The sequence below is a fragment of the Burkholderia anthina genome (assembly GCF_902498995.1).
Lineage (GTDB): Bacteria > Pseudomonadota > Gammaproteobacteria > Burkholderiales > Burkholderiaceae > Burkholderia > Burkholderia anthina.
In genome coordinates this window covers 229,882-252,903 of sequence record NZ_CABVLY010000008.1, presented here as the reverse complement: position 1 = coordinate 252,903, position 23,022 = coordinate 229,882, and the positions used below count along the sequence as shown (strand labels likewise).

The following is a 23,022-nucleotide window of genomic DNA, read 5'->3' as shown; positions in this document are numbered from 1 at the left end:
CGCCGGCGCGCTTACGCGCGCGGCATGCCGAGCATCCGTTCGGCGACGATGTTGCGCTGGATCTCGTTGGTGCCCGCATAGATCGGGCCGGCCTGCGCGAACAGGAAGCCGTCGAGCCAGTGGCCGAGCGTGGCGTGCTGCGCGGCCGTCCGCGGGACGACCTCGCCGTGCGCGCCGAGGATGTCGAGCGCGGTCTGGTGCATCCGCAGGTCGAGTTCCGACCAGAACACCTTGTTGGTGCTCGACTCCGCGCCGATATGGCCGCCCTTGAGCAGCCGGCTCGCGGTCGCGTAGGTCGACAGCGCGTAGGCCTGTGCGTCCATCCACGCGGACACCACGCGCTCGCGCAGCGTCGGGTCGCGATCCGCGCTGTCGCGGTGCGCGAGATACAGGTCGCGCAGCGCCTGCGCGGTGCGCTGGAAGCGTGCGGGCGAACGCAGCATCAGCCCGCGCTCGAAGCCGGCCGTCGCCATCGCGACCTGCCAGCCCGCGCCTTCGGCCGCGAGGCGGTTCTCGACCGGCACGCGCACGTCGTCGAAGAAGATTTCCGCGAAACCCGTCTGCCCGTTCAACTGGCGGATCGGCCGCACCGTGATGCCCGGCGTCGACAGCGGCACCATCAGGAACGTGAGGCCGTGGTGACGCGACGATTCGGGGTCGCTCCTGAACAGCCCGAACAGCCAGTCGGCCCACACCGCGCGGGTCGACCAGATCTTCTGGCCGTTGAGCACGTATTCGTCGCCGATACGGATCGCGGTGGTGCGGATCGCGGCCATGTCCGAGCCCGCGTTCGGCTCCGACCAGCCCTGCGCCCACACGTGCTCGCCGGCCGCCATCGCGGGCAGGAAGCGCGCCTTCTGCGCATCGGTGCCGAAGTCCATCAGCGTCGGGCCGAGCAGGAAGATGCCGTTCTGGTTCACGCGCATCGGTGCGTCCGCGCGCCAGTACTCTTCCTCGAAAATCAGCCACTCGATCAGGTCGCAGCCGCGCCCGCCCAGCTCGCGCGGCCACGTGACCATGCTCCAGCGGCCCGAGTGCAGCGTGCGCTCCCATTCGCGGTGCGCGGCGAAGCCTTCTTCCGTATCGAAGCTCGGCAGCCGCTCGCGCGGCACGTGCGCGGCGAGCCATGCGCGGATTTCCGCGCGGAACGCCTGTTGCTGCGGCGTATAGGCGAGTTTCATGCGCGTGCCTCCTCGGCCTGCGCGTCGAACTGCGCGTCGCGCTTCTCGACGAACGCGGCACGCGCTTCCGTCGAGTCGTTCGTCATGTACGCCTGCAGCGTGAAACCCTGCTCCCAGCGGTACTTGTCCTCGAGATCGCCGTCCTCGACGCCGTTGAGCGCCTCCTTCGCGAGCCGCACCATCGCCGGGCTCTTCGCCGCGATCCTGCGGGCGATCGCGAGCGCCGCGTCGCGCAGCGCGTCGCGCGTCACGACCTGCTCGAGCGCGCCGAGCCGGTACGCTTCGGCCGCATCGATCATCTCGCCGGTGAAGTACATCGCGCGCACCTTCTGCACGCCGAACAGCCGCTGCAGATGCGCGCCGCCGCCCATCGCGCCGCGGTCGATCTCGGGCACGCCGAAGCGCGCGCAATCGGCCGCGACGACGATGTCCGCCGCGCCGCAGATGCCGATCCCGCCGCCGAGCACGAAACCGTGCACGGCCGCGATCACCGGCTTCGGGTTGCGGTGCACCGCGCGGAACGTCTCGTAGTTGCCGGCGTTGACCGGCACGATCCGCTCCGGATGCGCGGCCAGCTCCTTGATGTCGACGCCCGCGCAGAAACCGCGGCCTTCTCCGCGCACGACGATCACGCGCACGTCGTCATCGCTGCCGAGCGCGTCGAGCGCACGCGCGAGCGCATGCCAGCCTTGCGCGTCGAGCGCGTTCACGGGCGGATGGGCGATCACCAGTTCGGCGATGCCGTCGGCGCGCTCGATCCGGAACGGCATCGCGCCGCCCGGTTGATTGGATGCTGTCATCTCCAAAGCCTCCCTGTGATGTTTTTTACGCAGCCTGTGCCGCTGCCGCGCCGCGCAATGCGGCCAGCGCATCGAGCCGTTCGCCGGCTTCCGCGACGATCCGCGCGATCAGCGCATCGCACGATTCGATCGCGCCGATCATCGCGGCCGCCTGGCCGCTCGGCAGCACGCCTTCGTCCGGACGCCCGTCGACGATCGCGCGCTGGATCAGGAACGGCGCGTTCGCGGCCATCAGCGTCTGGCTCGCCGTGTAGTCGTGCGAGCGCAGCGCCTTGATCGCGAGGCTCAGCATGTCAGTCGTGCCCAGCCCGTTCTGGCGGCGCCACGCGTCGGCAGTTTTCAGCGCGAACCACGTACGACGCAGCGGGCCGAAGCGTTCGAGCTTCAGCAGATACGGGTTGTCGATCATCCGTTGCGGCAGCCCGTCGAGCGCGTTCGACACGCGGATGCGTGCCGGATCGCCAACCGCGACGTAGCGTTCGAGCGTCGCGCGCGGCACCGGCGATTCGGCGCTCATCAGGAAACGCGTGCCCATCGCGATGCCGGCCGCGCCGTAGGCCAGCGCGGCAGCCAGCCCGCGCCCGTCGAAGAAGCCGCCGGCCGCGACCACCGGCACCCGTACCGCGTCGAGCACCTTCGGCAGCAGCAGCGTGGTCGGCACCGAGCCCGTGTGGCCGCCGCCTTCCGCGCCCTGCACCGTCACGATGTCCGCGCCGAGCTCGACCGCCTTCGCCGCATGCTTCGGCGCGCCGACGGTCGGCATGCAGACGATGCCGGCGTCCTTGAAGCGGCGGATCGTCTTCGCGTCCGGCCCGCGGCCGTAGCTCACTGCACGCAGCTTGTGCTTGATCGCCAGTTCGACGACCTGCTGCGCGTTCTTCTGGAACATGTGGAAATTGATGCCGAACGGCTGGTCCGTCAGCGACTTCACCTTCAGGATCTCGGCCTCGACCTGCTCGGGTTCGAGCGTCGCGCCCGCGAGGAAGCCGAAGCCGCCCGCGTTCGCGGTCGCCGCGACGAGCCGCGCGTCGGCCACCCAGCCCATCGCGGTCTGCACGATCGGGTAGCGGCAGCCGAGCAGGTCGCATAGCGGCGTATGCAGCGGGCTGTGAAGCGGGCTGTGAAGCGGGCTTCGAAGCGTCGTGCTCATGCGGCGGCTCCGTTGACGGCGGCCGGTGCGGCTTCGCCCTGCTCTTCGTCGCCGGCCTTGCGCTGCGAGCTGGCCATCTTGCGCGCGTCGTACCCGCCGAGGCGGTCGCCGCTCACGAGTTCGTTGTGCGCATGCGCGAAGTGATGCCACGCGAATGCCGCGTCCATCGCCGCGCGCTTGCCCTGCAGTTCCTCGACGTGGTTCAGCGCCTGCTTGGTCAGCGTGAGGCCGAGGCGCGGCATCGTCGCGATCTTCGCGGCGATCGCGTAGGTCGCGTCGCGCAGCCGCTCGCGCGGCACCACGCGGTTGACCATCCCCATCTGGTACGCGCGCTCGGCCGGCATCCGCTCGCCGAGGAACAGGAATTCCTTCGCGATGCGCGGGTTCAGCTCGTACGCATGCGCGAAATACTCGACGCCCGGAATCCCCATCCGCACGACCGGATCCGCGAAGAACGCATCCTCCGACGCGACGATCAGGTCGCACACCCACGCGAGCATCAACCCGCCCGCGATGCACGCGCCATGCACCATCGCGATGGTCGGCTTCGGCAGGTCGCGCCAGCGCCGGCACATCCCGAGATACACCTCCTGCTCGCGTGCATAGAGGAATTCGCCGCCCGCCTTGTCGACGTGGTCGTACCACAGCGACGCGCGCTCGAACGACTCGTGGATGTCGCGGCCCGGCGTGCCGATGTCGTGGCCCGCCGAGAAATGCTTGCCGGCGCCCGCGAGCACGATCGCCTTCACCGCGTCGTCGTGCGCCGCGCGCCGGAACGCCGCGTCGAGCGCATAGGTCATCTTCGAGTTCTGCGCGTTGTGATACTCGGGACGGTTCATCGTGATCGTCGCGATGCCGTCCTCGACCGCGTAGTCGACGACACCGTCGCCGAACGTCATCTGGGTCGCTTCCATGTCGGACCTCATCCGCGGCGCGGCGCCGGGTTGTTGCGCACGATCGTCGCGCGCAGGTTGTGAGGGTCGAGCGCACGCACGATGCGCAGGTCTTCCGCGCCCGGTGCGGCCGTCGTGCCGAGTGCCGGATGCGCGACCAGCGGGAAGCCCGTCGCGTCCTGCACCTCGTCGAAGCTCACGCCCGGATGCAGCGAGCGCACGCGGATCGCGTGGTCCGGCCCGCCGAAATCCATCACGCACAGGTCGGTGACGATGCTGCGCAGGTCGACGAAGGTCTTCATGCCAGGCAGCCGGCGGGCCGGGTTGTAGCCGACCGTGCACACCATGTCGACTTCGCCTTCGACGAACGTGCGTTTACCGTGACCGCTGACGAAGAACGAGTTCGCGTGGTTCGTCGAGTTGCCCGGAAAGCCGCGCGCGCCGAGCAGTTGGGTTTTCGGGCGAGCGTAGTCGTCGCCGAGCCACGAGATGTTCGCCTGGCCGAAGCGGTCGATCTGCGTCGGCATCACGAGCGCATGGCGGCGGCCGTGCCACAGGCAGTCGAACACGCGTTCGTAGGTCATCCAGCCGCTCGCCTTCACGCGATAGCCGTCTGGACGGGCCCCAAGCGGAACCGGCTCCTCGACGAGATACGCTTCGCCGTCGGTCAGCATCAGCCCGTTGTTGTAGGCGAGCCGCGCGAGGCCGGCCGCGAGCCGCGGGCCCGTGCCGATGCCGGTCGCCAGCACTTCGCCGTCGTCGCGCCAGAGTCGCGCCGACGCGACGATCATCAGTTCCGCGAGGGAATGGTCGAGAGATTCGCTCACAGGCGCTCCTTTACAGAATCGGCAACGGCAGCGTCGTCACGTGCGACAGCCCGCCGACGCCTTCGAGGTACTGACGTTCGTCCTGGCCGACCACGTCGCGCAGGTACGCCGCCGTCTTCGCATCGTCTTCCGCGCTCGCGCAGTACGCGCGCAGGTGCGGCAGGTCCCAGCCGTAGGCCGGCCCGCACGAGGTCGGGTGCGCGCCGCCCGGCGCGTGCACCACGCCCGTGACGAGCGAGCGCTCGAACGGGTTGCGGCGCGCGGCGTCGAGGTCGTCGCTCGCGAGCGATGCGTCGACCGTTTCCGCGGACACGTAGCAGCGCTTCGCCGCGCGCGCCATCCACGCGTCGAAGAACGGATCGGGGCCGTCGATGCGCGTGTTGCCCATCCGGTCGGCCGCGTTCGCATGCAGCAGCGCGACGTCGAGTTCGATCGCCGGCATCGCGAGCAGCGTTTCGCCGTCGTCGTACGGCGATTGCACCGTGCGCAGCTGCGGCGCGTGATCGAGCAGCGCGGTGCCGAGCCCGGCGCGCGTCGGCAGGAACGGCAGGCGTGCGGCGGCCGCGCGCAGGCCGAGCTGCAGCATCCCTTCGTCGAGTTCCAGCACGTCGACGCGGCCCTGTTCGCGAGCCCGGCGGAAATGCGGTTCGAGCGGGATCACGTCGAGCGACACGAAGCCGAACACCGCCTTGCGTACCTTGCCGGCCGCGCACAGCAGGCCGATGTCGGCGCCGCCGTACGCGACGATCGTCAGGTCCGTCAGGTTCGAGCGCGCGATCTCGCGCACCAATGCCATCGGCTTGCGCCGCGGCCCCCACCCGCCGATGCCGATCGTCATGCCGTCGGCGAGTTGCGCGACCACGTCGCGCGCGGACATCGTCTTGTCGAGAGGTTTCATCGTCATCGTGCTGGCTTACCGGTATCCGATGCTGAAGTCGTGGCCCCACTGGCTCACCTGGGTGGCCTCGAACACGGCGTGCTTCGACCAGTCGACCGTGAGGCCGCCGAAGCCGTATTCGAGATCGAAGCCGCCGGGGGTCTTCATGTAGAACGAGATCATCTGGTCGTTGCAGTGCCGGCCGAGCGTCGCCGACAGCTTCACGTCGTGCGCGGCGACCCGGTCGAGCGCGCGGCCGACTTCGTCCATCGAGTCGACTTCGGCCATCACGTGCACGCAGCCCGACGGCACCGCCATCTCGAACAGCGCGAGGCTGTGATGGCGCGCGTTGCGGCAGTGCATGAAGTGGATGCGCTTTTCGGGTTCGGCGGGATCGGGCGTGAACTTCACGCGGTAGATGTCGGACAGCTCGAAGCCCAGCACGCCGCGCACGAACGCGTCGGTCGCGTCGAACTGCGGCGCGGGCAGCACCGCGTGGCCCAGGCCCATGTCGCCGGTGACGAAACGCGCGACGCCGAGCGGCGACGCGAAGCGGCGAAAGTCGCAGCGCGGGCCCCAGTACAGCTCGTGCCGGTTGCCCGACGGGTCGGTGCACCACGCCATCGCCTGCACGCGGCGCAGCGCGGCTTCGTCGCGCGTGGCGCGCACCGCTTCGACGCCCGCCCGCTGCAGCGCAGCCAGCGCGGCGTCGAACGCGGCGCCGTCGGGCAATTCCCAGCCCGATGCGAAATAGCGGTCGGTCGCGCCGGGGACGATCACGTAGCGGAAATCGCGCTCGTCCATCTTCAGGTACAGCGCGCCGTCGGGCGCGTCGAGCGCCTGCATGCCCAGCACGTCTTCGGCGTAGCGGCGCCACGCATCGACGCGGGCCGCCTCGACGACGACGTAGCCGAGTGCACGGACATCGATCATGTCGGCCTCCTCCAGGTTCAGAATCCGTTGTTCGTGAAAGGATTCTGGCCGCTCGGGGATGGCGTCACATCGTCTGTTGGGACGAGAGGCGGAGGGGAATCCGCGCGGTGCCGGCGCGCGCGAAAGCCCGGCTGAGCGGGCTACGCGCGACGAAGAAAGCGGAAGGCGGCGGGAGGTTGCCGTGCCGCGGCAACCCGGATCAGTCGAAAGGGTTCAACAACCGGACGCCGGTGCGGGCGAAATCGTCGACATTGCGCGTGACGACCGTGAGATCGTTGATCAGCGCGGTGGCCGCGATCAGTTTGTCGAGTTCGTGGGTCGGATCGGGCACGCGCAGATGGCCCCACGTCTGGCTGGTCTCGATATCGACCGGCAGGATGTTCGACGCATAGCCGGACAGGATCATCGCCATCCAGGCCTCGAGCGCCGACGCCTGCTGGTGATCGCCGCGATGACGGATCAGATCGACGCCGCGCCGAAGTTCGGCCACCGTGACGACCGACAGGTAAAGCGGGCTCGCGTCGGCCTCGGCCTGCCGGAAGAATGCGCGCACGCCGCGGTTGGTTCGCTTGCCCTTTCTGATCTCGCTGATGACGTTCGTATCAATCAAAAACACGCCTGACCTCGCCGGAATCCTGAACACGTTGGAAATCCGCGTCTTCGCCGACGTCCGGCATGCTCATCAGCACCTGCGCGAATGTCCGTCGCTTCGGCCGGCCGAGCGCATCGGCCAGGATGGCCCGATGTTCGGCCTCGGCGCTCCTGCCGTTGGCCGCAGCCTGCTCGCGCAGGCTCTGAACGATACTGTCATCCACGTTACGCACCAGAAGATTTGCCATGGGTCCCTCCCTCCAGATTGCTATCAATGATAGCGTTTCGACGGTGAATTGCAAGCATTGCTATCATCGTCGCGACCGGAAGGAAGACGGTGGTCGGCGTTGGCCGGCGGCAGCGGACGGCATGAATCCGCCACCCTTCCGCCGCCGGCCCGACGCATCGAACTGCTGTGACACAAGGTAAGCGGAATCGACGCGGCAAAAAAGACGGCCGAATGGCCATTCACTGGCGGGCGGCCGAGACACGCGCATAACGTCCGGCGCGCAGCGCAACCCCACCCGCGCAGCCCGTCCGACGGCCGAGCCCGCACCCGACCGTCGCACGGCTACGCCGTAACAGCACGCACGGCTCAGAACCGGTACGAGATCCCGATCTGCAGGACCGGATACCACCGGTAGCGCGACATCATATGGTTCAGGTCGTCGAGACCGCTGGCGACCAGGACCTGGCTCTTCTGCGGGCCGGCCGCGGCAGCGAGCGCCGGCGACAGCGTGTACGAACATCGCGGGATCCCGTATGCGACGCCCAGGTCGGCGACGAACCCCAACCCTTTCGATGCCGGCCGGTGCCCGTAGCCGATCCCGAAGTACGGCATCACGTCCGGATAGCGCGCCTGCGCGACGGCGTACATGCCGGGCAGTGCCGGATACCTCTTGCCGGCGAACACGTAGGTGCCGTTGGTCGGCACCGATACGCCGGTGATTTCGTCGTTGTTGAAGCGCAATCCGAGCGTCGCGCGAAAGCCGCTGCCGCGCCACGGAAAGATATCCGCGTACAGGCCGCCTTGCCGCAGCTTGAGATCGTCCTGATAGCGGTTGCCGGCCACCGAAAAGTCACGCGACAGGGTGATCGCATTGAAATCCGCGTGCGCACCCAGCATCGAATTGAAGCTCACGGCCGCGCCGACCCCCACCCCTTGCGTGCCGCCCTGCAGGTAGATTTCCTGCGCGTGTGCGCTGGCCGCGAACAATACCGCCAGCGCTGCCCATTGGTTCACTGTCATTTTCACGAGCGTCTCCCCGACTCGCGCCGGGCGCGTCGCCCCGCCGCGTGCGGTCCTTGCCCGTCACGCGTGACGCGTCCCCCGGCACGACACCTCGCAAGCAAGCTTGCTGTTTGACGGATCGAACGCACACTGCCCTTCGTGTCGCCGATACGACGCATCACGCGTCCGACGCGACGGGCGTCACCCCGCGGCCCGATCCGATCCCCGTAGTTTCGATGTCGTTGCGTGCCGCTCCCGCGATACGTTCTTCTGGCCAGTCGCGGGTGGTACGAGCGGCACCGACCTCATCGCAATGCCTGTGCCATGCGGCACGAACCCGTGCGGGGCGGGCCTCTGCGTCAAACATCTGCACTTATGCGTAATCGAACTGGAGGAAATGTTTCAGGCGCGCATCGTTTTTTCGGCGCTTCGTCGCCGCACACGTGATTGGGGACATCCCGCAGCGAACGCCGCAACGCACGCCAGGCAAGCATGCGAGGTCGTCAACAGCTCCGCATCGCGGCGGTGTGCGGACGGGCGAGATGGCATGCATCGGGCGAAACGTTTCATCGACGTGACGTTGCGCAGGGTCGCGCGCGAGCGGGATGTGTGATTGCCTCGCGCGGATCAGGGGGAATACGGAGGGCGATGGACGGGCGTCACGCGATATCGGTAAAGACCCGACATGGATGTGTTCGCAACGATCGCCGAGATCGCTAAGATCCGGTCGGTACGTCGCGGAGCGTGTCCGCCGATGCTGGCGGGAGCGTTGTGGCTGATTGCGTGGGCGGTCAAGTGTGGCGCAGGCACCCGGCGACCGGGTCGGCTGCCGGGTGCGTTTTCCTGGCTGGATTCACGCCATGACGACGCCACTCACCCCCGCCCCCCCAACCACCACCCCGCCCGCGATGATCGCCAGCACGAGCATCGACAGCACCGCATAAATCCAGTCGCGCTCGCGCAGAAAAATCCCCGTCAGCAACGCGACGCGCATCACCGGCAGCAGAATAAACAACGCGACGCCGGCTTTCGCGAGCGCATAGCCGTCACGGCCGAGCACGCCGGCATCCGCCACCGGCCACCCCGCACCGAGCAGCATCCCGGCCGCAATCAGCCCGCACGCGCACACCGTGCCGTACCGGAGCAGCATCGCAACCGCCCGGTCGCGACGCTCGACATCATTGACGGCGCGCGTCATGCGGCACCTCCCGGTGCGTGAACGCCGAGCGCGCTCACGCACATCTCGACCGCGAGCAGCAACAGCACGACGACGAAAAAGACGCGCAGCTTGTCGGCCGGCAAACGGATCAGCATCCGCGCGCCGACGATCGCGCCGATCACCGAGCCGAGCGCAATCGGCCCGGCAAGACGGATATCGATGTCGCCGCGCGTGAAATAGGCGCCCGCGCTCGCGGCGGCCGTCACGCCGATCATGAAATTCGACGTGGCCGACGACACCTTGATGGGCAGCCGCAGCGCCGTGTCCATCGCCGGAATCTTCAGCACGCCGGAGCCGATCCCGAGCAACGCGGAAATCAGCCCCGCGCCGTACATCAGCGCCATGCCGAACGGCACGCGTCCGACCTGGTAGCCGATATCTCGGCCGGACACGGGATCGGGAAAGCTCGCATGCAGACGCAACGCGCTGGCCCAGCTCGCGGCATCGGGCGGCCCGTCAGCGACCGCATCGTGCCGCCGCGCCAGCATCTGCTTCGCGGACACCACGAGAATGATCGCGAACAGCGCATACAGGAACGAAGCCGGCACGCGGCCGATCAGCAGCACGCCGGTGAGCGCGCCGAGCGTCGTCGCGGTTTCGAGCACGACCGCGAGCCGGACGTTGATCAGCCGCCCCGACAGGAACGACGCGGCGCCGCTGCACGAGCACGCGATCACCGACACGATGCTCGCGCCGATCGCGGTCTGGATATCGACGCCGAACAGCAGCGTGAGCAACGGCACGACGAAGATGCCGCTCGCCATCCCGAGCACGCCGCCGAGCGCACTGGCGCCGAACGCGGCAACGAACAACCACCACGCTTGCATGACGGCGCGCCCGTTACGATCGCTCGCCCGCGCGGCGGCTCAGCCGCGTGACGAAACGGATGAGGTCGCCGCGGTAATAGAGCTTCTCGAAGTCGACCGGCCGGTGCGCGTGCGTATGCGACGTCCGTTCGATCAGGAAGACGGGACTGCCGGGCGCGATCGACAACGCCTGCGCGACGTCCGCCGGTGCGGCGACGGCTTCGAGCCGGTATTCGGCGTCGACGAGCGGCACGTCGTAGCGCTCCTCGAGCAACGAGAAGATCGGCTCGGCTTCCAGATCGTGCGCGACGATCTTCTCGCCGAGCGCGCACGGCAGGTAGGTTTCGTCGAACGAGACGGCGACGCCGTCGGCCAGGCGCACGCGCCGGATCCGCATCACGTCGGTGCCGGGCGGCAACGCGAGCTGCCGCGCGACGGCGGCATCGGCTTCGACGATGTGCCTGTCGACGAGCCGCGCGCTCGGCGTGCGGCCGAGCGCGTGCATGTCCTCGACGAAGCCGGTCAGCTCGGTCAACTCCTGCGTGATCTTCGGCTCGGCGACGAACGTGCCCTTGCCGCGCCGGATTTCGACGAGACCGCGCGCGACGAGGTTTTCGACCGCCTTGCGCACGGTCGTGCGGCTGACGCCGAACCGCTCGATCAGCCGCTCCTCGGGCGGAAGCTGGCTGCCCGGCGCCAGCGTGCCGGCCGAGATTTCCGAGGCCAGTGCGGCCTCGACCTGCGTATAAAGCGGCGCATTGCCGAAATCGGAGTTCATGGAAGACATCATGACGTCATGATGTCGTGATGTCAACCGCCGATCGGGCCTCGACAGACGGGCTATAACCCGTACCCACCGGAGACATTCAACTGCTGCCCGGTGACGTAATTCGCGCGGTCCGACGCGAGAAACACCGCCGCGCGCCCGATGTCGTGCGCCTTCCCCCAGCGCTTGAGCGCGAGCATCTTCTGCGTCTCGTCGATCCACGCCTGGTCGAACTGCCCCTGTTCCATCAACACCGGAAACATCCCGGCCTCGATCACGCCGACCAGGATCGAGTTCGCGCGAATCTCGTAGCGGCCCTCCTCGCGTGCGAGCCCTTTCACGAGCGCCTCGTTCGCGGCCTTCGGCGCGACCGACAGCCCGTCGCGATCGGGCCAGCGCAGATGGCCGGCCGAGCCGAGCGTGACGAACGACCCGCCGCCCGATGCGCGCAGATGCGGCAGCGCCGCCTTCGCCGCATTGAAGAAACCGACCGTCTCGACCTCGATCGCACGGCGCCAGTCGTCGTGCGTCATGTCGCCGATATGGCGCTGGTTCACGAACGGGCCGGCCGCCCACACGATCGTGTGCACGCGGCGATGCGCTTCGATTGCGGCGGCGAGCGCCGCCTCGACCTGCGCGGGGTCGGTCACGTCCGCACGATGCGTGCTGACCGCGACGCCCTCGCCGCGAATGTCGCGCGCGACGCGCTCGGCGACGTCGGCCTTGCTGCGATAGCCGAGCGCGACCGGCACGCCGGCGCGCGCGAACTCGAGCGCCACACCCTGCCCGATCCCGCCGCTGCCGCCGAACACCAGCACCGCGCCCCGCGGAAATCCGTTGTCGTTCATCCGTTCCCCCCGTTGATGTGTCGCGGCGCCGTTCAGGCCGCCGCTTCGGTAATCGCACGCAGCCGGTACTTCAGCACCTTCCCGGCCGCGCTCGTCGGCAGTTGTTCGACGAACGTGAAGCGCCGCGGCACCTTGTAGTTCGCCATGTTGCGGCGTGCCCAGTCGTTCAGTTGCTCCGCGTCGGCATGCGCGCCGGGACGCAGCACGACGTACGCATGGCCGACCTCGCCGAGCCGCGTGTCGGGCACGCCGACCAGCGCGACCTGCGCGATCGCCGGATGCGCGGCAAGCAACCGCTCGATCTCGGCCGGATAGCAGTTGAAGCCGCCGACGATGAACATGTCCTTGATCCGGTCGGTGATCTTCAGGTTGCCGTGCGCGTCCACGCAGCCGAGGTCGCCGGTGTGCAGCCAGCCGTCCGCGTCGACGGTTTCGCGCGTCGCATCGGGCTGGTTGAAGTAGCCGCGCATCACGTTGTAGCCGCGCACCCAGATCTCGCCGGTCTCGTCCGGCGCGAGCGCGACGCCGCCGGGCCCCGCGATGCGCAGCTCGACGTCCGGCATCGGCCGGCCCGACGTATAGGCAACCGTCTGCGCATCGTCGCCGTGACGGCACAGCGTCGCGAAGCCGCACGATTCGGTGAGCCCGTAGCCGGTCAGCACCGTCTCGAAGCCAAGCTCCGCGCGCATCCGCTCGATCAGGCTCGGCGCGATCGCGGCCGCGCCGGTCACCGCAATGCGCAGCGACGACAGGTCGCGCGTCGCACGATCGGGCGCATCGAGCAGCGCGTAGTACAGCGTCGGCGGCCCGGGCAGCACGGACACGCGCTCGTCGGCGACGCGCCGCAATACGTCGGCCGGCTCGAACACCAGATGCGGCAGCACGGTCGCGCCGCTCGACAGCGCGGCGAGCCAGCCGGCCTTGTAGCCGAACGTATGGAAGAACGGATTGACGATCAGGTAGCGGTCGTCCTGGCGCACGCCGGCGATCGTCGCCCACGCCTGCGCGGCGCGCAGGTTCTGCCCGTGCGCGGTCATCACGCCTTTCGGGCGGCCGGTCGTGCCGGACGTGAACATCAGATCCATCACGGTGTCGGGCGTCACCCGCGCCTCGCGCTCGCGCACCGCGGCGATCGATACCGCCGCGCCGCGCGCGAGGAACGCGTTCCAGGTCTCGTCGTGCGTGCCGGACGGCGGCTCGCCGTCGAACACGACGACGCGCTCGAGCGTCGCGGGCCGATGCGGCGCGAGCATCGCCGGATAGGATTCGCCGAGGAACGTGCCGCAGCAGAACAGGAGCCGCGCACCGCCATCGTGCAGGATGCCGCCGACCTCCATGCCCTTCATCCGCGTGTTGACCGGCACGAGGATCGCGCCGACGGTATGGATCGCCAGCGCCGCGACGATCCATTCCGGCAGGTTCGGCGCCCACACCGCGACCCGGTCGCCGGCATCGATGCCGCTCGCGAGCAGCGCGCGCGCCGCTTCGAGGCGGGCGGCGTCGAGCTCCGCATAGGTGAGCCGGCCGTGCGCCGATTCGATCGCCGGATGCGCGCCGTGGCGCGCGGCAGCCCGTGCGATCAGCGCGGGCGTCGTCAGGATTTCGTTGTCCATCGTCATCAGAATCGCAACAGGGTTGCCGGGCACGCCGTCGGCGTGCCGCGGCTCAATCGGGAAACACCACGCGCAGCGCAGCGCTCGCGGGCCGTGCGCAGCAGGCAAGCGTCCAGCCGGCCGCGATCTCGTCGTCGTCGAGCACGTGGTTGCCGTCGAGCGCCACCTCGCCGCGCTCGATCCGGCACATGCACGCGCCGCATTGCCCCATTCGGCAGGAATTCGGTGCGGGCACGCCGGCGCGCAGCATCGCGTCGAGCAGCGTTTCGCCGGGCGCGCTGTCGAACGTGAACGCGTCGCCGTCGAGCACCGTCTCGATCGCCGCGCCGTCACCGGGCTCGTCGGCCGCGGCCGACGAAGCCGACGCCGGCGCATCGGGCAGCGACGCGAAGCGCTCGACATGCACGCGCGAGCGCGGCAGCCCGAGGCCGAGCATCGCGGCAAGCGCGTTCTCCATGAACAGCGCGGGCCCGCAGATGAACGTCTCCTGCCGGCTGAACGGCCGCGCGAGCTCTTCGAGATGCCGCTGCTGCGGCACGCCCTGCACGCTGTCGAGCCAGTGGATCACGCGCAGCCGGCCCGGATGGCGATGCGCGAGCTGCTGCAGCTCGTCGCGGAAAATCACCGAGCGCTCGTCGCGGTTCGCATAGATCAGCGTCAGCATCCCGCGCCCGTGCACGAGCGCCGATTTCAGGATCGACAGCACCGGCGTGATGCCGCTGCCGCCCGCGAACAGCAGCAGGTCGCCGTCGAGCGTGCGCGGCGTGAATACGCCCGCCGGCGGCAGCACGTCGAGCACATCGCCCGCACGGATGCGGTCGCACAGCCAGTTCGACGCACGGCCGTCGCGCACGCGCTTGACGGTGATCTTCGGCGCGGCGTCGATGCCCGGCGCGCTCGACAACGAGTAACAGCGTGCGACGGCCGCATCCGCGCACGGCACGTTCAGCGTCAGGAACTGGCCGGACCGGTACGCGAACGCGTCGCGCAACGCGGCAGGCACGTCGAACACGAACGAGCACGCGTCGTCGCTTTCGGCAATCACGTCGGCAACGGTCAGCCGGTGGAAACGGGAATCGATCGGGGTAGTGCTCATCGCCGGTTCCTCATGCCACGCCGGTATCGTGCCGGCCCGCTTCGCGCGCGGCGGCCTGCGCCGGATTCGACGCGAGCGCCGGCGCGATGCACGCGAATGCGTTCAGCACGTGCGCTGCCGCGCCGCCGATCCGCTGCACAAGCTCGCGCACGATCGTTGTGTCCGCATCGTTCTCGATGCCGCGCTTCATGGTGCATGTCATGGGTCGCCTCTTTCCGGTGCGGTTAAACACGCGCCGCCGTCACGCGGCCACGCGGCTCGCGGGCGCGCCGGGCGTCGTGTACGCACCGTCGAGATAGACGAGCGGATCGACGTCGCCGGTCATCAGCACCTCGCGGATCCGGCCGATGAACACCGTATGCGTGCCGTATTCGAAGCGGCCGTCCTGCTCGCACACGAGGCTCGCCTGCGAGTCGTGCAGATACGGGACGCCGAGCGGCGACGTATGCCAGTCGCCGGTCGTGAAGCGCGCCTCGCCCTTCAGGCGGCCGCTGCAGTCGATCGCGATGCCTTCATGACGCGCGGACAGCACGTTCACGCAGAACGGCGCGCCCGCATCGAGCGGCGGATACAGCGACGCGCTGCGGTTGATGCAGATCAGCAGCGACGGCGGATCGGTCGACAGCGAATCGACCGCCGTCGCGGACATCGAGTAGCGCCGGCCGGCGTGCGCGCTGCTGATGACCGTGACGGAGCGCGCGAGGCGGCGCATCGCGAGCAGCATGTCGGTGTGCAGCGGATGGGTAGTGAGATCGCTCATCATTGGACTCCGTCAAGTTCAGTCGTGGACGGCCGGGCTGTCTGGCCGCCGGCGTCGGCCGCTTGCGCGGCCAGGTGGTCGGCGGCGATGAACCCGAAGGTCATCGCCGGACCGAGCGTCGAGCCCGCGCCGGGATAGCTCGCGCCCATCACCGAGGCACTGGTGTTGCCGATCGCGTAGAGGCCGTCGATCGGCGCACCGTCGGCGCGCAGCACGCGCGCATGCGCGTCGGTGACCAGCCCGCCTTTCGTGCCGATGTCGCCCGCGTCGATCCGCACCGCGTAGAACGGCGCTTCGTCGACCGGCCCGAGGCACGGATTCGGCTGGTTTTTCGGATCGCCGTAGTACGTGTCGAACAGGTTGTCGCCCTTGCCGAACGCTTCGTCGATGCCGGTGGCCGCATAGCGCGCCATGTCGCGCAGCGTGTCGTGCAGCCCCGCCGCATCGACGCCGATCCGCGCGGCGAGCGCGTCGATCGTGTCGGCCTTCACGAGCACGTCGCGGAAGGCGTCCGGAATGCGCGCGTCGGGCATCATCGACGCCGGCATGATCGGCCCGCACGGATACTTGCGGCGAAAGCGCGCGTCGAACACCATCCACGCCGGCACGCATGCGCCGGTGCGCGCATGGTCGCGATACATCGCCGGCACGAATTCCGAATACGGCGCGGCTTCGTTGACGAAGCGCTTGCCGAGGCCGTTGACGATCACGCAGCCCGGCAGGTTGCGTTCGACGAACAGCGCGCGCTGCTTCTCCTCGCCCGCGACGCCGACCGTCGGCGCGCCCCACACGTGCGCCATCAGCGCGAGCGCGCCGCCGAGCCGGTGGCCTTCGGCGATCGCGTCGCCGGTGTTGGCCGGCGGCGTCGCGCTCCACTGCATCCGCGTCGGTTGCGGCAGGTAGCGTTCGCGCATCGGCTGGTTGCGTTCGAAGCCGCCCGCGCCGAGGATCACGCCACGGCGCGCCGCGATCGTCACCAGTTGGCCGAAGCGCTGTGCGCGCACGCCCGTCACGCGGCCGTCGACGTCGAGCAGGTCGCGCATCGGCGTGTCGAGCCACACCGGCACGTTGCGTTCGAGCAGCGCGCGGCGCAGCCCGCCGATCAGCGCGTTGCCGAGCGTGAGGCGCCGGTCGCGCCGCGTGCGGCGGCGCACGCCGACATCGAGCCAGTAGCGGCCGAACTGCGCGATCGCGAGCTTCATGAAGCCCGGCCCGCGCGAGAACAGCGTATGCGCCTCCTTCGACGTCACCGCGACGCGGCCGCCGATCAGCGTGCCGGGCGACGGCGGCCGCAGCCGGTCGAGCTCGTCGCCGAGCAGCGCGCCGTCGAACGGCAGCGGATCGAGCGCGCGATAGCCGGGCATCGCCCCCGGCAGCTTCTGGAAATAATCCGCGTACTTCGGCAGCGCCTGGTAGCGCACCGGCGTCTTCGCTTCCAGGTAGCGCAGCATCTCGGGCGCCTGGTCGAGATAGGCATCGAGCCTGTCGGGCGACGACGCGCCGGCCGTGCATGCGTCGAGATAGCGGCGCGCGGCCTCGCGCGTATCGGTCGCGCCGAGTTCGGCGATATGGTGGTTGCACGGTATCCAGATGCCGCCGCCCGACACCGCCGACGTGCCGCCGTACAGCGCCGTCTTCTCGATCACGACGACGGACAGCCCGCGGTCGGCCGCGCGGCATGCCGCGAGCAGCGCGCCCGCGCCGGAGCCGACAACCACGACGTCGAACACGTATTGCTGCGCTTGCGTGTCGTTCATCGCCGCCTCGTCAGATGAAGTAGTCGGTGTTCTCGCGGCCGAGCATCACGGCGCCGAGGTTCTGGCCGAAACGGTCCACGTTGTTCGCGTAGTGCGCACGGGCCGCATGCAGGTCGAGGAAACGGCGCACCAGCGGATTGCGGTGATAGATGCCGTTGCCCCCCGCATAGCGCAGCAGCGCGTTCGCGGCCTGCGCGCAGCGCTCGGCGACCTGCGCGGACTGATAGCGGAAATGCACGCGGCGCTCGATCGATACGGTCGGCCCGCCCGTCACCGACGCCATCAGTTCCGCGAAATTGCGCTTGAGCAGCACCTTCATCTCGTCGATCGCGACGGCCGCGTTCGCGCATGCATGCTGCGCGCCCGGATCGTCGGTCGTCTTCGCGCCGCTGTTGGCCGACACGCGCGTGGCCGCATAGCCGGTGAAATCGTCGAGCGCGCCCTGCAGCGCGCCGATGCACGACGTGCACACCGCCCGCACGAAGATCTGCGCGAACGGCAGCCTGAACAGCGGCGCGTCGTTGACGGCAAGGCCCGGGCTCGTGCCCATCATCCCGTCGATCGCCTTGTGCGTGCGGTAGGCGGGCACGAACACGTCGTCGACGACGACGTCGTGGCTACCCGTCGCGCGCAGGCCGAGCACGTCCCAGTCCTGCTGGATCCGGTAGTCGGCTTTCGGCAGCAGGAACGTGCGGTACTCCGGCGGCTGGCCGGCAACGGCCGGCGGCACCAGCGCGCCGAGGAACACCCATTCGCACAGTTCGCTGCCGCTCGAGAACTTCCAGTGGCCGGACAGCCGGAAGCCGCCTTCGACCGGCGTCACGCGGCCGACCGGCATGTAGGTCGACGCGATCAGCGTCGCCGGATCCTTGCCCCACACGTCCTGCTGCGCGCGCGCGTCGAACAGCGCGAGCTGCCAGTTGTGCACGCCGACGACGCCGTACACCCATGCCGTCGACATGCAGCCGCGCGCGAGCGCCATCTGGATGTCGAAGAAGGTCTGCGGATCGAGCTCGTGGCCGCCGTAGCGCTTCGGCTGCAGCACCTTGAAGAAGCCGGCGGCCTGCATGTCGGCGATCGTCTCGGCCGGGATGCGGCCCTGCGCTTCGGCTTGCGCGGCGCGGCCGGCGAGCGTCGGCGCAAGCGCCTCGGCCCGGGCGATCAGCGTGGCGGCCAGTGCGTTCGAATCGTTGTCGCGATGCACGAATGTCTCCTGTGATGCGGAGCGCGCTGACGCGCCGCCCCGGTCTTTTTCACCTGGTTCGCCGCGGCGGGCGCCGCGAGCGTAAGTTCCTGCTGCCGATGGTCGGCCTCGCGCGGCCGCGCCGCATCGTCCGAAGGGACGACCGGCGCGGTCCGGCCCGCATTACGCGCAGGCGCGCGCCTTCTCCTGGTTGAAGAACGGGATCACGTGCTCGCCGATATTGCGGATGGTTTCCATCTGCGCGTCGTGCGGTACCGTACCCATCTGGCACAGGAACAGCACTTCGTCGACGCCCGCTTCCTGCAGGCGGCCGACGTAGCCGATACAGTCGTCGACCGTGCCGTACGCGTGGTTCGGGTTCATCATCGCGAGCGCCGGATCGGCGAAGTTCACGACGACTTCCTCGGATGCGAAGCGCGACCGGATCACCATCTCGCCGGTATCGGCCTGCACGAGGTCGTCGCCCCACTTCGCCGGGTCCGGACGCTCGCCGCCCGTGTACCAGTACGCGAGCGACTCCATGAAGTAGCGCTGGCCGCGGATGCCGATCTTGCGGGCCTTCTGGCCGTCGGCCATCACGACCGTCGGGCACAGCGCGGCGAGATGCCGGGTCGGGCGGAAGCCGACCTGGTCTTCCGGCTTGCGGTTCGCCCACGCTTCGCGATACACCGCGTTCTTCTTCGCGACTTCATCGGGGCCGCCGAAGCCGAGCACCAGCGCGCCCATTCCGCGCTGGCCGGCGCGCAGCAGCGCATCGGTGTTGGTGCACGCGAGGTACATCGGCGGATGCGGATCCTGCATCGGCTTCGGGTGGATCGGACGCTTCGGAATCTTGATGTATTTGCCGTCGTGCTCGATCTCGTCCTGCACGAACATCTTCGGCACGAGGTACATCGACTCGTCGATCATCGGCTGCAGCTCGTTGAGGTCGTAGCCGAACGCGCCCGCTTCCTGCTGGCTGCCGCCCTTGCCGACGCCGAAATGCACGCGGCCGCCCGACAGGATGTCGAGCAGCGCGACACGCTCGGCCACCTTGATCGGATGGTTCATCGCCGGCGGCAGGCACACGACGCCGTGACCAAGCCCGATGCGCGTCGTGCGGCCGGCCAGGTACGCAAGGAAGGTTTCCGGCGCGCTCATGTGCGCATAGTTGGTCAGCGACGTGTGCTCCACGCACCAGATCGTGTCGAAGCCGACCTGCTCGGCCAGCAGCGCCTGTTCGACCGTCTCCTTGAACACCCGATGGTCGCCCTCGCGCGATGCGTCGGTCGTCTGGGCTTCGTAGATGAGGGAAAACTTCATTGCGTGCGTCTCCATGGTTGTTGGACGAGTCGGGGTCGTGCAGCCGCCCGCACGATACGGACGAATAGCGACGGTCCACGAATGGGAGTGTCGGCGCGCGGGCCCGCACGGGCATCGTCTGTTTGGAGTAACGGTGCGCATGCGCGGACAGAGGGGTTTCACCGTCATCCGATCGGACTGCGTCGCGGCTGGCGCCGCGCGCTAGGATCGAGCGACGATGCCGTGCGCGCCGCACACATCACGACACGGGAGAGAGGAAATGAAGGTATCGATGCTGCTGTATCCGGTCGACGACATCGACACGGCCTTGCCGCTGTTCGTCGACGGACTGGGCCTGAACGTGAAGTTCCGCGACGGCGACCGCTATTGCGCGCTCGACGGCGGCCCGCTGACGATCGCGCTGGTGGCCGGCGACGAGCAGATCGTCGAACGCGCGGCGCTCACGCTACGGGTGGACGAGGACGACGATCTCTATGCGGCGATGGCGCGGGTCGTGAAGGCCGGCGCATCGGTGCGCGTGCCGGTGCAGGCGGGGCCGCACGAATTCCGCGCGGTGCTGGAGGACAAGAACGGCGCGCTGCTGGTGATTTCGCAGAAACGCGCCGCGTGACGCGGCAACGCATGGCGCATGGCCCTGCCGGCAAAACGCTGGCCGCACACCGCGCGGACGCCGTGCATCAGGTATCGACGGGCATCGCGTTCACGACCCGCATGACACCTCCCCCCATTACGCGGCCGCGCCCGGTGCGCGCAGGTCGCTGGTTTCCAGCAGTTCGAGCAGCGTGCCGGCCGGCTGGCTGAGCCGCTTCGCGGCGAGCGCGATGAATTCGACGTCGGGCAGCGCGGGCAGCCCGTCGCCGTTGACGGGCGGCGCCAGCCCGCGCGCCGACAGGTACTGCGACGTCGCGGTGAGCCCGAGCCCGGCCCGCGCGGCCGCGATGCAGCCCGGCTGGCTGCTGCTCGAACACACGACTTCCCAGCCGATCCCCTTCTCCGCGAGCGCGTTCAGCACCACCGCGCGCGTGACGCTCGGCTCGGCCACCAGCACGAGCGGCAGCGGCCGCTCCAGGTCGACCACCGTGCCCGGGCGCGCGACCCATTCGAGCCGCGCGCGCAGCAGCGGCGTGCCGCGCCGCTCGCCGAGCCGCCGCTTGCCGACCATCAGGTCGAGCGCGCCCGCATCCATCAGTTCGTAGAGCCGGCTCGTCATGCCGGTGGTGATCTCCAGCGCGACGTCCGGGTGCGCGGCGCGGAACGCCGCGAGCACGTCGGGCAGCGCGACCAGCGCGAGATCGTCCGACGCGCCGAGCCGCACGCGCCCTTGCAGCCGCGGCTTGCGGAACTGCGATTCCGCGCGGTTCAGCGCCTGCAGGATCACGTTCGCATGCACGAGCAGCGCTTCTCCGTCGGCCGTCATCGCGATCGAATGGGTGTCGCGCACGAACAGCCGCCGCCCGACGCTCTCTTCGAGACGGCGGACGTGTTCGCTGACGCTCGACTGGTTGAGCCCGAGCTGCCGCCCCGCTTCGGTGAAGCTGCGGCAGTTCGTGACGGTGGCGAAGGTCTTGAGCCAGACGGGATTGAGCATGGCGCACATTGTGATCGGCAATTCCGATGACAGTCAATGCCTTGAGGCAGCTTCCCGATAACCACCGGAATCGGTACCATCGAGCGCTTGTAGACCGGCCGTGCGCCGGCGCGGGCCCGCCGCGCCGCCCCGGCCACGGTCGCCGCACCTCGAATTACGTCATGCCCCGGGAACCCTCACACGCCGCGCTGCTGTGGATCGTCGCCGCCGCGTTCTTCATGCAGTCGCTCGACACGACGATCGTCAACACCGCGCTGCCGTCGATCGCGCAGAGCCTGCACGCGTCGCCGCTCGCGATGCAGCCGATCGTGGTCGTCTACACGCTGACGATGGCCATGCTCACGCCGGCGTCCGGCTGGCTCGCCGACCGGTTCGGCACGCGCCGCGTGTTTTCGCTGGCGATCCTCGTGTTTTCGCTCGCATCGATCGGCTGTGCCGCCTCGCACACGCTCGGCCAGCTCGTCGTCGCGCGCGCCCTGCAGGGCATCGGCGGCTCGATGCTGCTGCCGATCGGCCGGCTCGCCGTGTTGCGCCGCGTGCCGGGCGAACAGTACGTCGCGGCGATCGCGTTCGTGTCGATCGCCGGGCAGCTCGGGCCGATCGTCGGGCCGACGCTCGGCGGCTGGCTCACGCAGGCGATTTCCTGGCACTGGGTGTTCATCGTCAACGTGCCGGTCGGCGTGGTCGGGTTCATCGCGGTGCAGCGCTACCTGCCGCACGATCAGGCGACGCAGCCGCCGCCGTTCGATTTCGTCGGCTGTGCGCTGCTGTCCGTCGCGATGATCGCGCTGTCGCTCGCGACCGATCCGCCGATGCCCGCGCATCGCACCGGCTGGGCGATCGCGCTGGCCGTGCTCGGCGTCGCGAGCGCGCTCGCCTACCTGCCCCATGCACGCCGCCGCGCGCAGCCGCTGTTCCGGCTCGGGCTGTTCCGCGAGCCGAACTTCGGTTCGGGATTGCTCGGCAACCTGCTGTGCCGGATCGGCACGAGCGCGGTGCCGTTCATGCTGCCGCTGCTGATGCAGGTACAGCTCGGCTATACGCCGCTGCAGTCGGGGATGATGATGTTGCCGGCCGCGATCGCCGGCGTGCTCGCAAAGCGCTGGATCGCGCCGCTCGCCAGACGCTTCGGCTATGCGGCGTTTCTGGTCGTGAATACGGGGATCGTCGGCTGCGCGATCGCCGGGTTCGCGCTGATTTCGACGCGGCCCGCGCCGGTGCTGGAGATCGTGCTGCTGATCGTGTTCGGCGCCGCGAACTCGATGCAGTTCGCCGCGATGAACGCCGTGACGCTCAAGGGGCTGTCGCACGCCGACGCCGGCAGCGGCAACAGCCTGTTCACGATGATGCAGATGCTCGCGATGGGGCTCGGCGTGTCGATCGGCGGCGGGCTCGTGAACCTGTTCGCCGCGCATTGGGGTTCGATGGCGAACGGCTTCATGCTGTCGTTCGCGTGCATGGGCTCGGTCACGCTGCTGTCGTCGCTCGTGTTCCGGCGCATCGACACGGCCGCGCCGCCGCGCCCGATCGCGCCGCGCCCTTCGGCGTAGGCGGCGCCGCGAGCAAGCGGGCGCGCCGCG

The 23,022-nt window shown here is 69.2% G+C and carries 24 protein-coding genes; 2 read left to right on the top strand and 22 right to left on the bottom strand.

The window, feature by feature from the left end:
* Positions 1-11: 11 nt before the first annotated feature.
* From BME24068_RS13445 to BME24068_RS13345, 21 genes are all read right to left on the bottom strand, one after another.
* Positions 12-1,181 (bottom strand): acyl-CoA dehydrogenase family protein, encoded by a 1,170-nt coding sequence (locus tag BME24068_RS13445; RefSeq protein WP_096499573.1) that lies wholly within the window; start codon positions 1,179-1,181, stop codon positions 12-14.
* Positions 1,178-1,981, bottom strand: coding sequence for an enoyl-CoA hydratase family protein (locus tag BME24068_RS13440; protein WP_174926371.1), 804 nt, complete (start codon positions 1,979-1,981; stop codon positions 1,178-1,180). The genes BME24068_RS13445 and BME24068_RS13440 overlap by 4 nt, the downstream gene beginning before the upstream one ends.
* A gap of 25 nt (positions 1,982-2,006) precedes the next feature.
* Positions 2,007-3,131, bottom strand: coding sequence for an NAD(P)H-dependent flavin oxidoreductase (locus tag BME24068_RS13435; protein ID WP_174926370.1), 1,125 nt, complete (start codon positions 3,129-3,131; stop codon positions 2,007-2,009).
* The gene (locus tag BME24068_RS13430; protein WP_174926369.1) at positions 3,128-4,045 is read right to left on the bottom strand and encodes an enoyl-CoA hydratase; all 918 of its coding nucleotides are present in this window, start codon (positions 4,043-4,045) and stop codon (positions 3,128-3,130) included. Before BME24068_RS13430 ends, BME24068_RS13435 begins: the two co-directional genes overlap by 4 nt.
* Positions 4,046-4,053: 8 nt before the next feature.
* Entirely contained in the window at positions 4,054-4,851 is a 798-nt protein-coding gene (locus tag BME24068_RS13425) for a CoA-transferase subunit beta (RefSeq protein ID WP_096499581.1), read from the bottom strand.
* A 10-nt stretch (positions 4,852-4,861) separates the two neighbouring features.
* Positions 4,862-5,755, bottom strand: coding sequence for a CoA transferase subunit A (locus BME24068_RS13420; RefSeq protein WP_174926368.1), 894 nt, complete (start codon positions 5,753-5,755; stop codon positions 4,862-4,864).
* A gap of 9 nt (positions 5,756-5,764) precedes the next feature.
* Positions 5,765-6,661, bottom strand: a complete 897-nt coding sequence (locus tag BME24068_RS13415; protein WP_174926367.1) for a VOC family protein — start codon at positions 6,659-6,661, stop codon at positions 5,765-5,767.
* Positions 6,662-6,860: 199 nt separating this feature from the next.
* Positions 6,861-7,277 carry a type II toxin-antitoxin system VapC family toxin gene (locus BME24068_RS13410; protein ID WP_172441857.1) on the bottom strand — a complete coding sequence of 139 codons (417 nt, stop codon included), beginning with the start codon at positions 7,275-7,277 and terminating at the stop codon, positions 6,861-6,863.
* Positions 7,264-7,500, bottom strand: coding sequence for a FitA-like ribbon-helix-helix domain-containing protein (locus BME24068_RS13405; protein WP_014899176.1), 237 nt, complete (start codon positions 7,498-7,500; stop codon positions 7,264-7,266). Before BME24068_RS13405 ends, BME24068_RS13410 begins: the two co-directional genes overlap by 14 nt.
* A gap of 347 nt (positions 7,501-7,847) precedes the next feature.
* A complete protein-coding gene (locus BME24068_RS13400; RefSeq protein ID WP_096499589.1) occupies positions 7,848-8,501 on the bottom strand; it encodes a hypothetical protein in 654 nt (217 codons plus the stop codon).
* A gap of 835 nt (positions 8,502-9,336) precedes the next feature.
* On the bottom strand, positions 9,337-9,681 hold the full coding sequence (locus tag BME24068_RS13395) for a DUF1634 domain-containing protein (protein ID WP_174926366.1): 345 nt from the start codon (positions 9,679-9,681) through the stop codon (positions 9,337-9,339).
* Positions 9,678-10,529, bottom strand: a complete 852-nt coding sequence (locus BME24068_RS13390) for a sulfite exporter TauE/SafE family protein (RefSeq protein WP_174926365.1) — start codon at positions 10,527-10,529, stop codon at positions 9,678-9,680. The genes BME24068_RS13395 and BME24068_RS13390 overlap by 4 nt, the downstream gene beginning before the upstream one ends.
* A gap of 13 nt (positions 10,530-10,542) precedes the next feature.
* Positions 10,543-11,286 carry a GntR family transcriptional regulator gene (locus BME24068_RS13385; RefSeq protein ID WP_174926364.1) on the bottom strand — a complete coding sequence of 248 codons (744 nt, stop codon included), beginning with the start codon at positions 11,284-11,286 and terminating at the stop codon, positions 10,543-10,545.
* A gap of 62 nt (positions 11,287-11,348) precedes the next feature.
* Positions 11,349-12,122: an SDR family NAD(P)-dependent oxidoreductase gene (locus tag BME24068_RS13380; RefSeq protein WP_174926363.1), complete on the bottom strand. Its 774-nt coding sequence runs from the start codon at positions 12,120-12,122 to the stop codon at positions 11,349-11,351.
* A 32-nt stretch (positions 12,123-12,154) separates the two neighbouring features.
* Complete coding sequence (locus BME24068_RS13375; RefSeq protein ID WP_275405017.1) at positions 12,155-13,741, bottom strand: FadD3 family acyl-CoA ligase; 1,587 nt, start codon at positions 13,739-13,741, stop codon at positions 12,155-12,157.
* A 46-nt stretch (positions 13,742-13,787) separates the two neighbouring features.
* Positions 13,788-14,831, bottom strand: coding sequence for a ferredoxin--NADP reductase (locus BME24068_RS13370; protein ID WP_174926362.1), 1,044 nt, complete (start codon positions 14,829-14,831; stop codon positions 13,788-13,790).
* Positions 14,832-14,841: 10 nt separating this feature from the next.
* Positions 14,842-15,033, bottom strand: a complete 192-nt coding sequence (locus BME24068_RS13365; RefSeq protein ID WP_174926361.1) for a hypothetical protein — start codon at positions 15,031-15,033, stop codon at positions 14,842-14,844.
* A 39-nt stretch (positions 15,034-15,072) separates the two neighbouring features.
* Positions 15,073-15,591, bottom strand: coding sequence for a flavin reductase family protein (locus tag BME24068_RS13360; protein ID WP_174926360.1), 519 nt, complete (start codon positions 15,589-15,591; stop codon positions 15,073-15,075).
* Positions 15,591-17,348 (bottom strand): FAD-dependent oxidoreductase, encoded by a 1,758-nt coding sequence (locus BME24068_RS13355; RefSeq protein WP_174926359.1) that lies wholly within the window; start codon positions 17,346-17,348, stop codon positions 15,591-15,593. The genes BME24068_RS13360 and BME24068_RS13355 overlap by 1 nt, the downstream gene beginning before the upstream one ends.
* A gap of 10 nt (positions 17,349-17,358) precedes the next feature.
* Complete coding sequence (locus BME24068_RS13350; protein ID WP_174926358.1) at positions 17,359-18,552, bottom strand: acyl-CoA dehydrogenase family protein; 1,194 nt, start codon at positions 18,550-18,552, stop codon at positions 17,359-17,361.
* Between the two features lie 162 nt (positions 18,553-18,714).
* Entirely contained in the window at positions 18,715-19,854 is a 1,140-nt protein-coding gene (locus BME24068_RS13345; protein ID WP_174926357.1) for an LLM class flavin-dependent oxidoreductase, read from the bottom strand.
* 259 nt (positions 19,855-20,113) lie between these two features.
* On the opposite strand from BME24068_RS13345, the gene BME24068_RS13340 reads away from it, so the two are divergent.
* Complete coding sequence (locus BME24068_RS13340; protein ID WP_166952130.1) at positions 20,114-20,464, top strand: VOC family protein; 351 nt, start codon at positions 20,114-20,116, stop codon at positions 20,462-20,464.
* 117 nt (positions 20,465-20,581) lie between these two features.
* Here BME24068_RS13340 and BME24068_RS13335 read toward each other — a convergent pair whose 3' ends face one another.
* Positions 20,582-21,442, bottom strand: coding sequence for a LysR family transcriptional regulator (locus BME24068_RS13335; RefSeq protein WP_174926356.1), 861 nt, complete (start codon positions 21,440-21,442; stop codon positions 20,582-20,584).
* A gap of 161 nt (positions 21,443-21,603) precedes the next feature.
* Between BME24068_RS13335 and BME24068_RS13330 the strand changes: the two genes are divergently transcribed.
* On the top strand, positions 21,604-22,992 hold the full coding sequence (locus tag BME24068_RS13330) for a DHA2 family efflux MFS transporter permease subunit (RefSeq protein WP_096499617.1): 1,389 nt from the start codon (positions 21,604-21,606) through the stop codon (positions 22,990-22,992).
* Positions 22,993-23,022 lie beyond the last annotated feature (30 nt).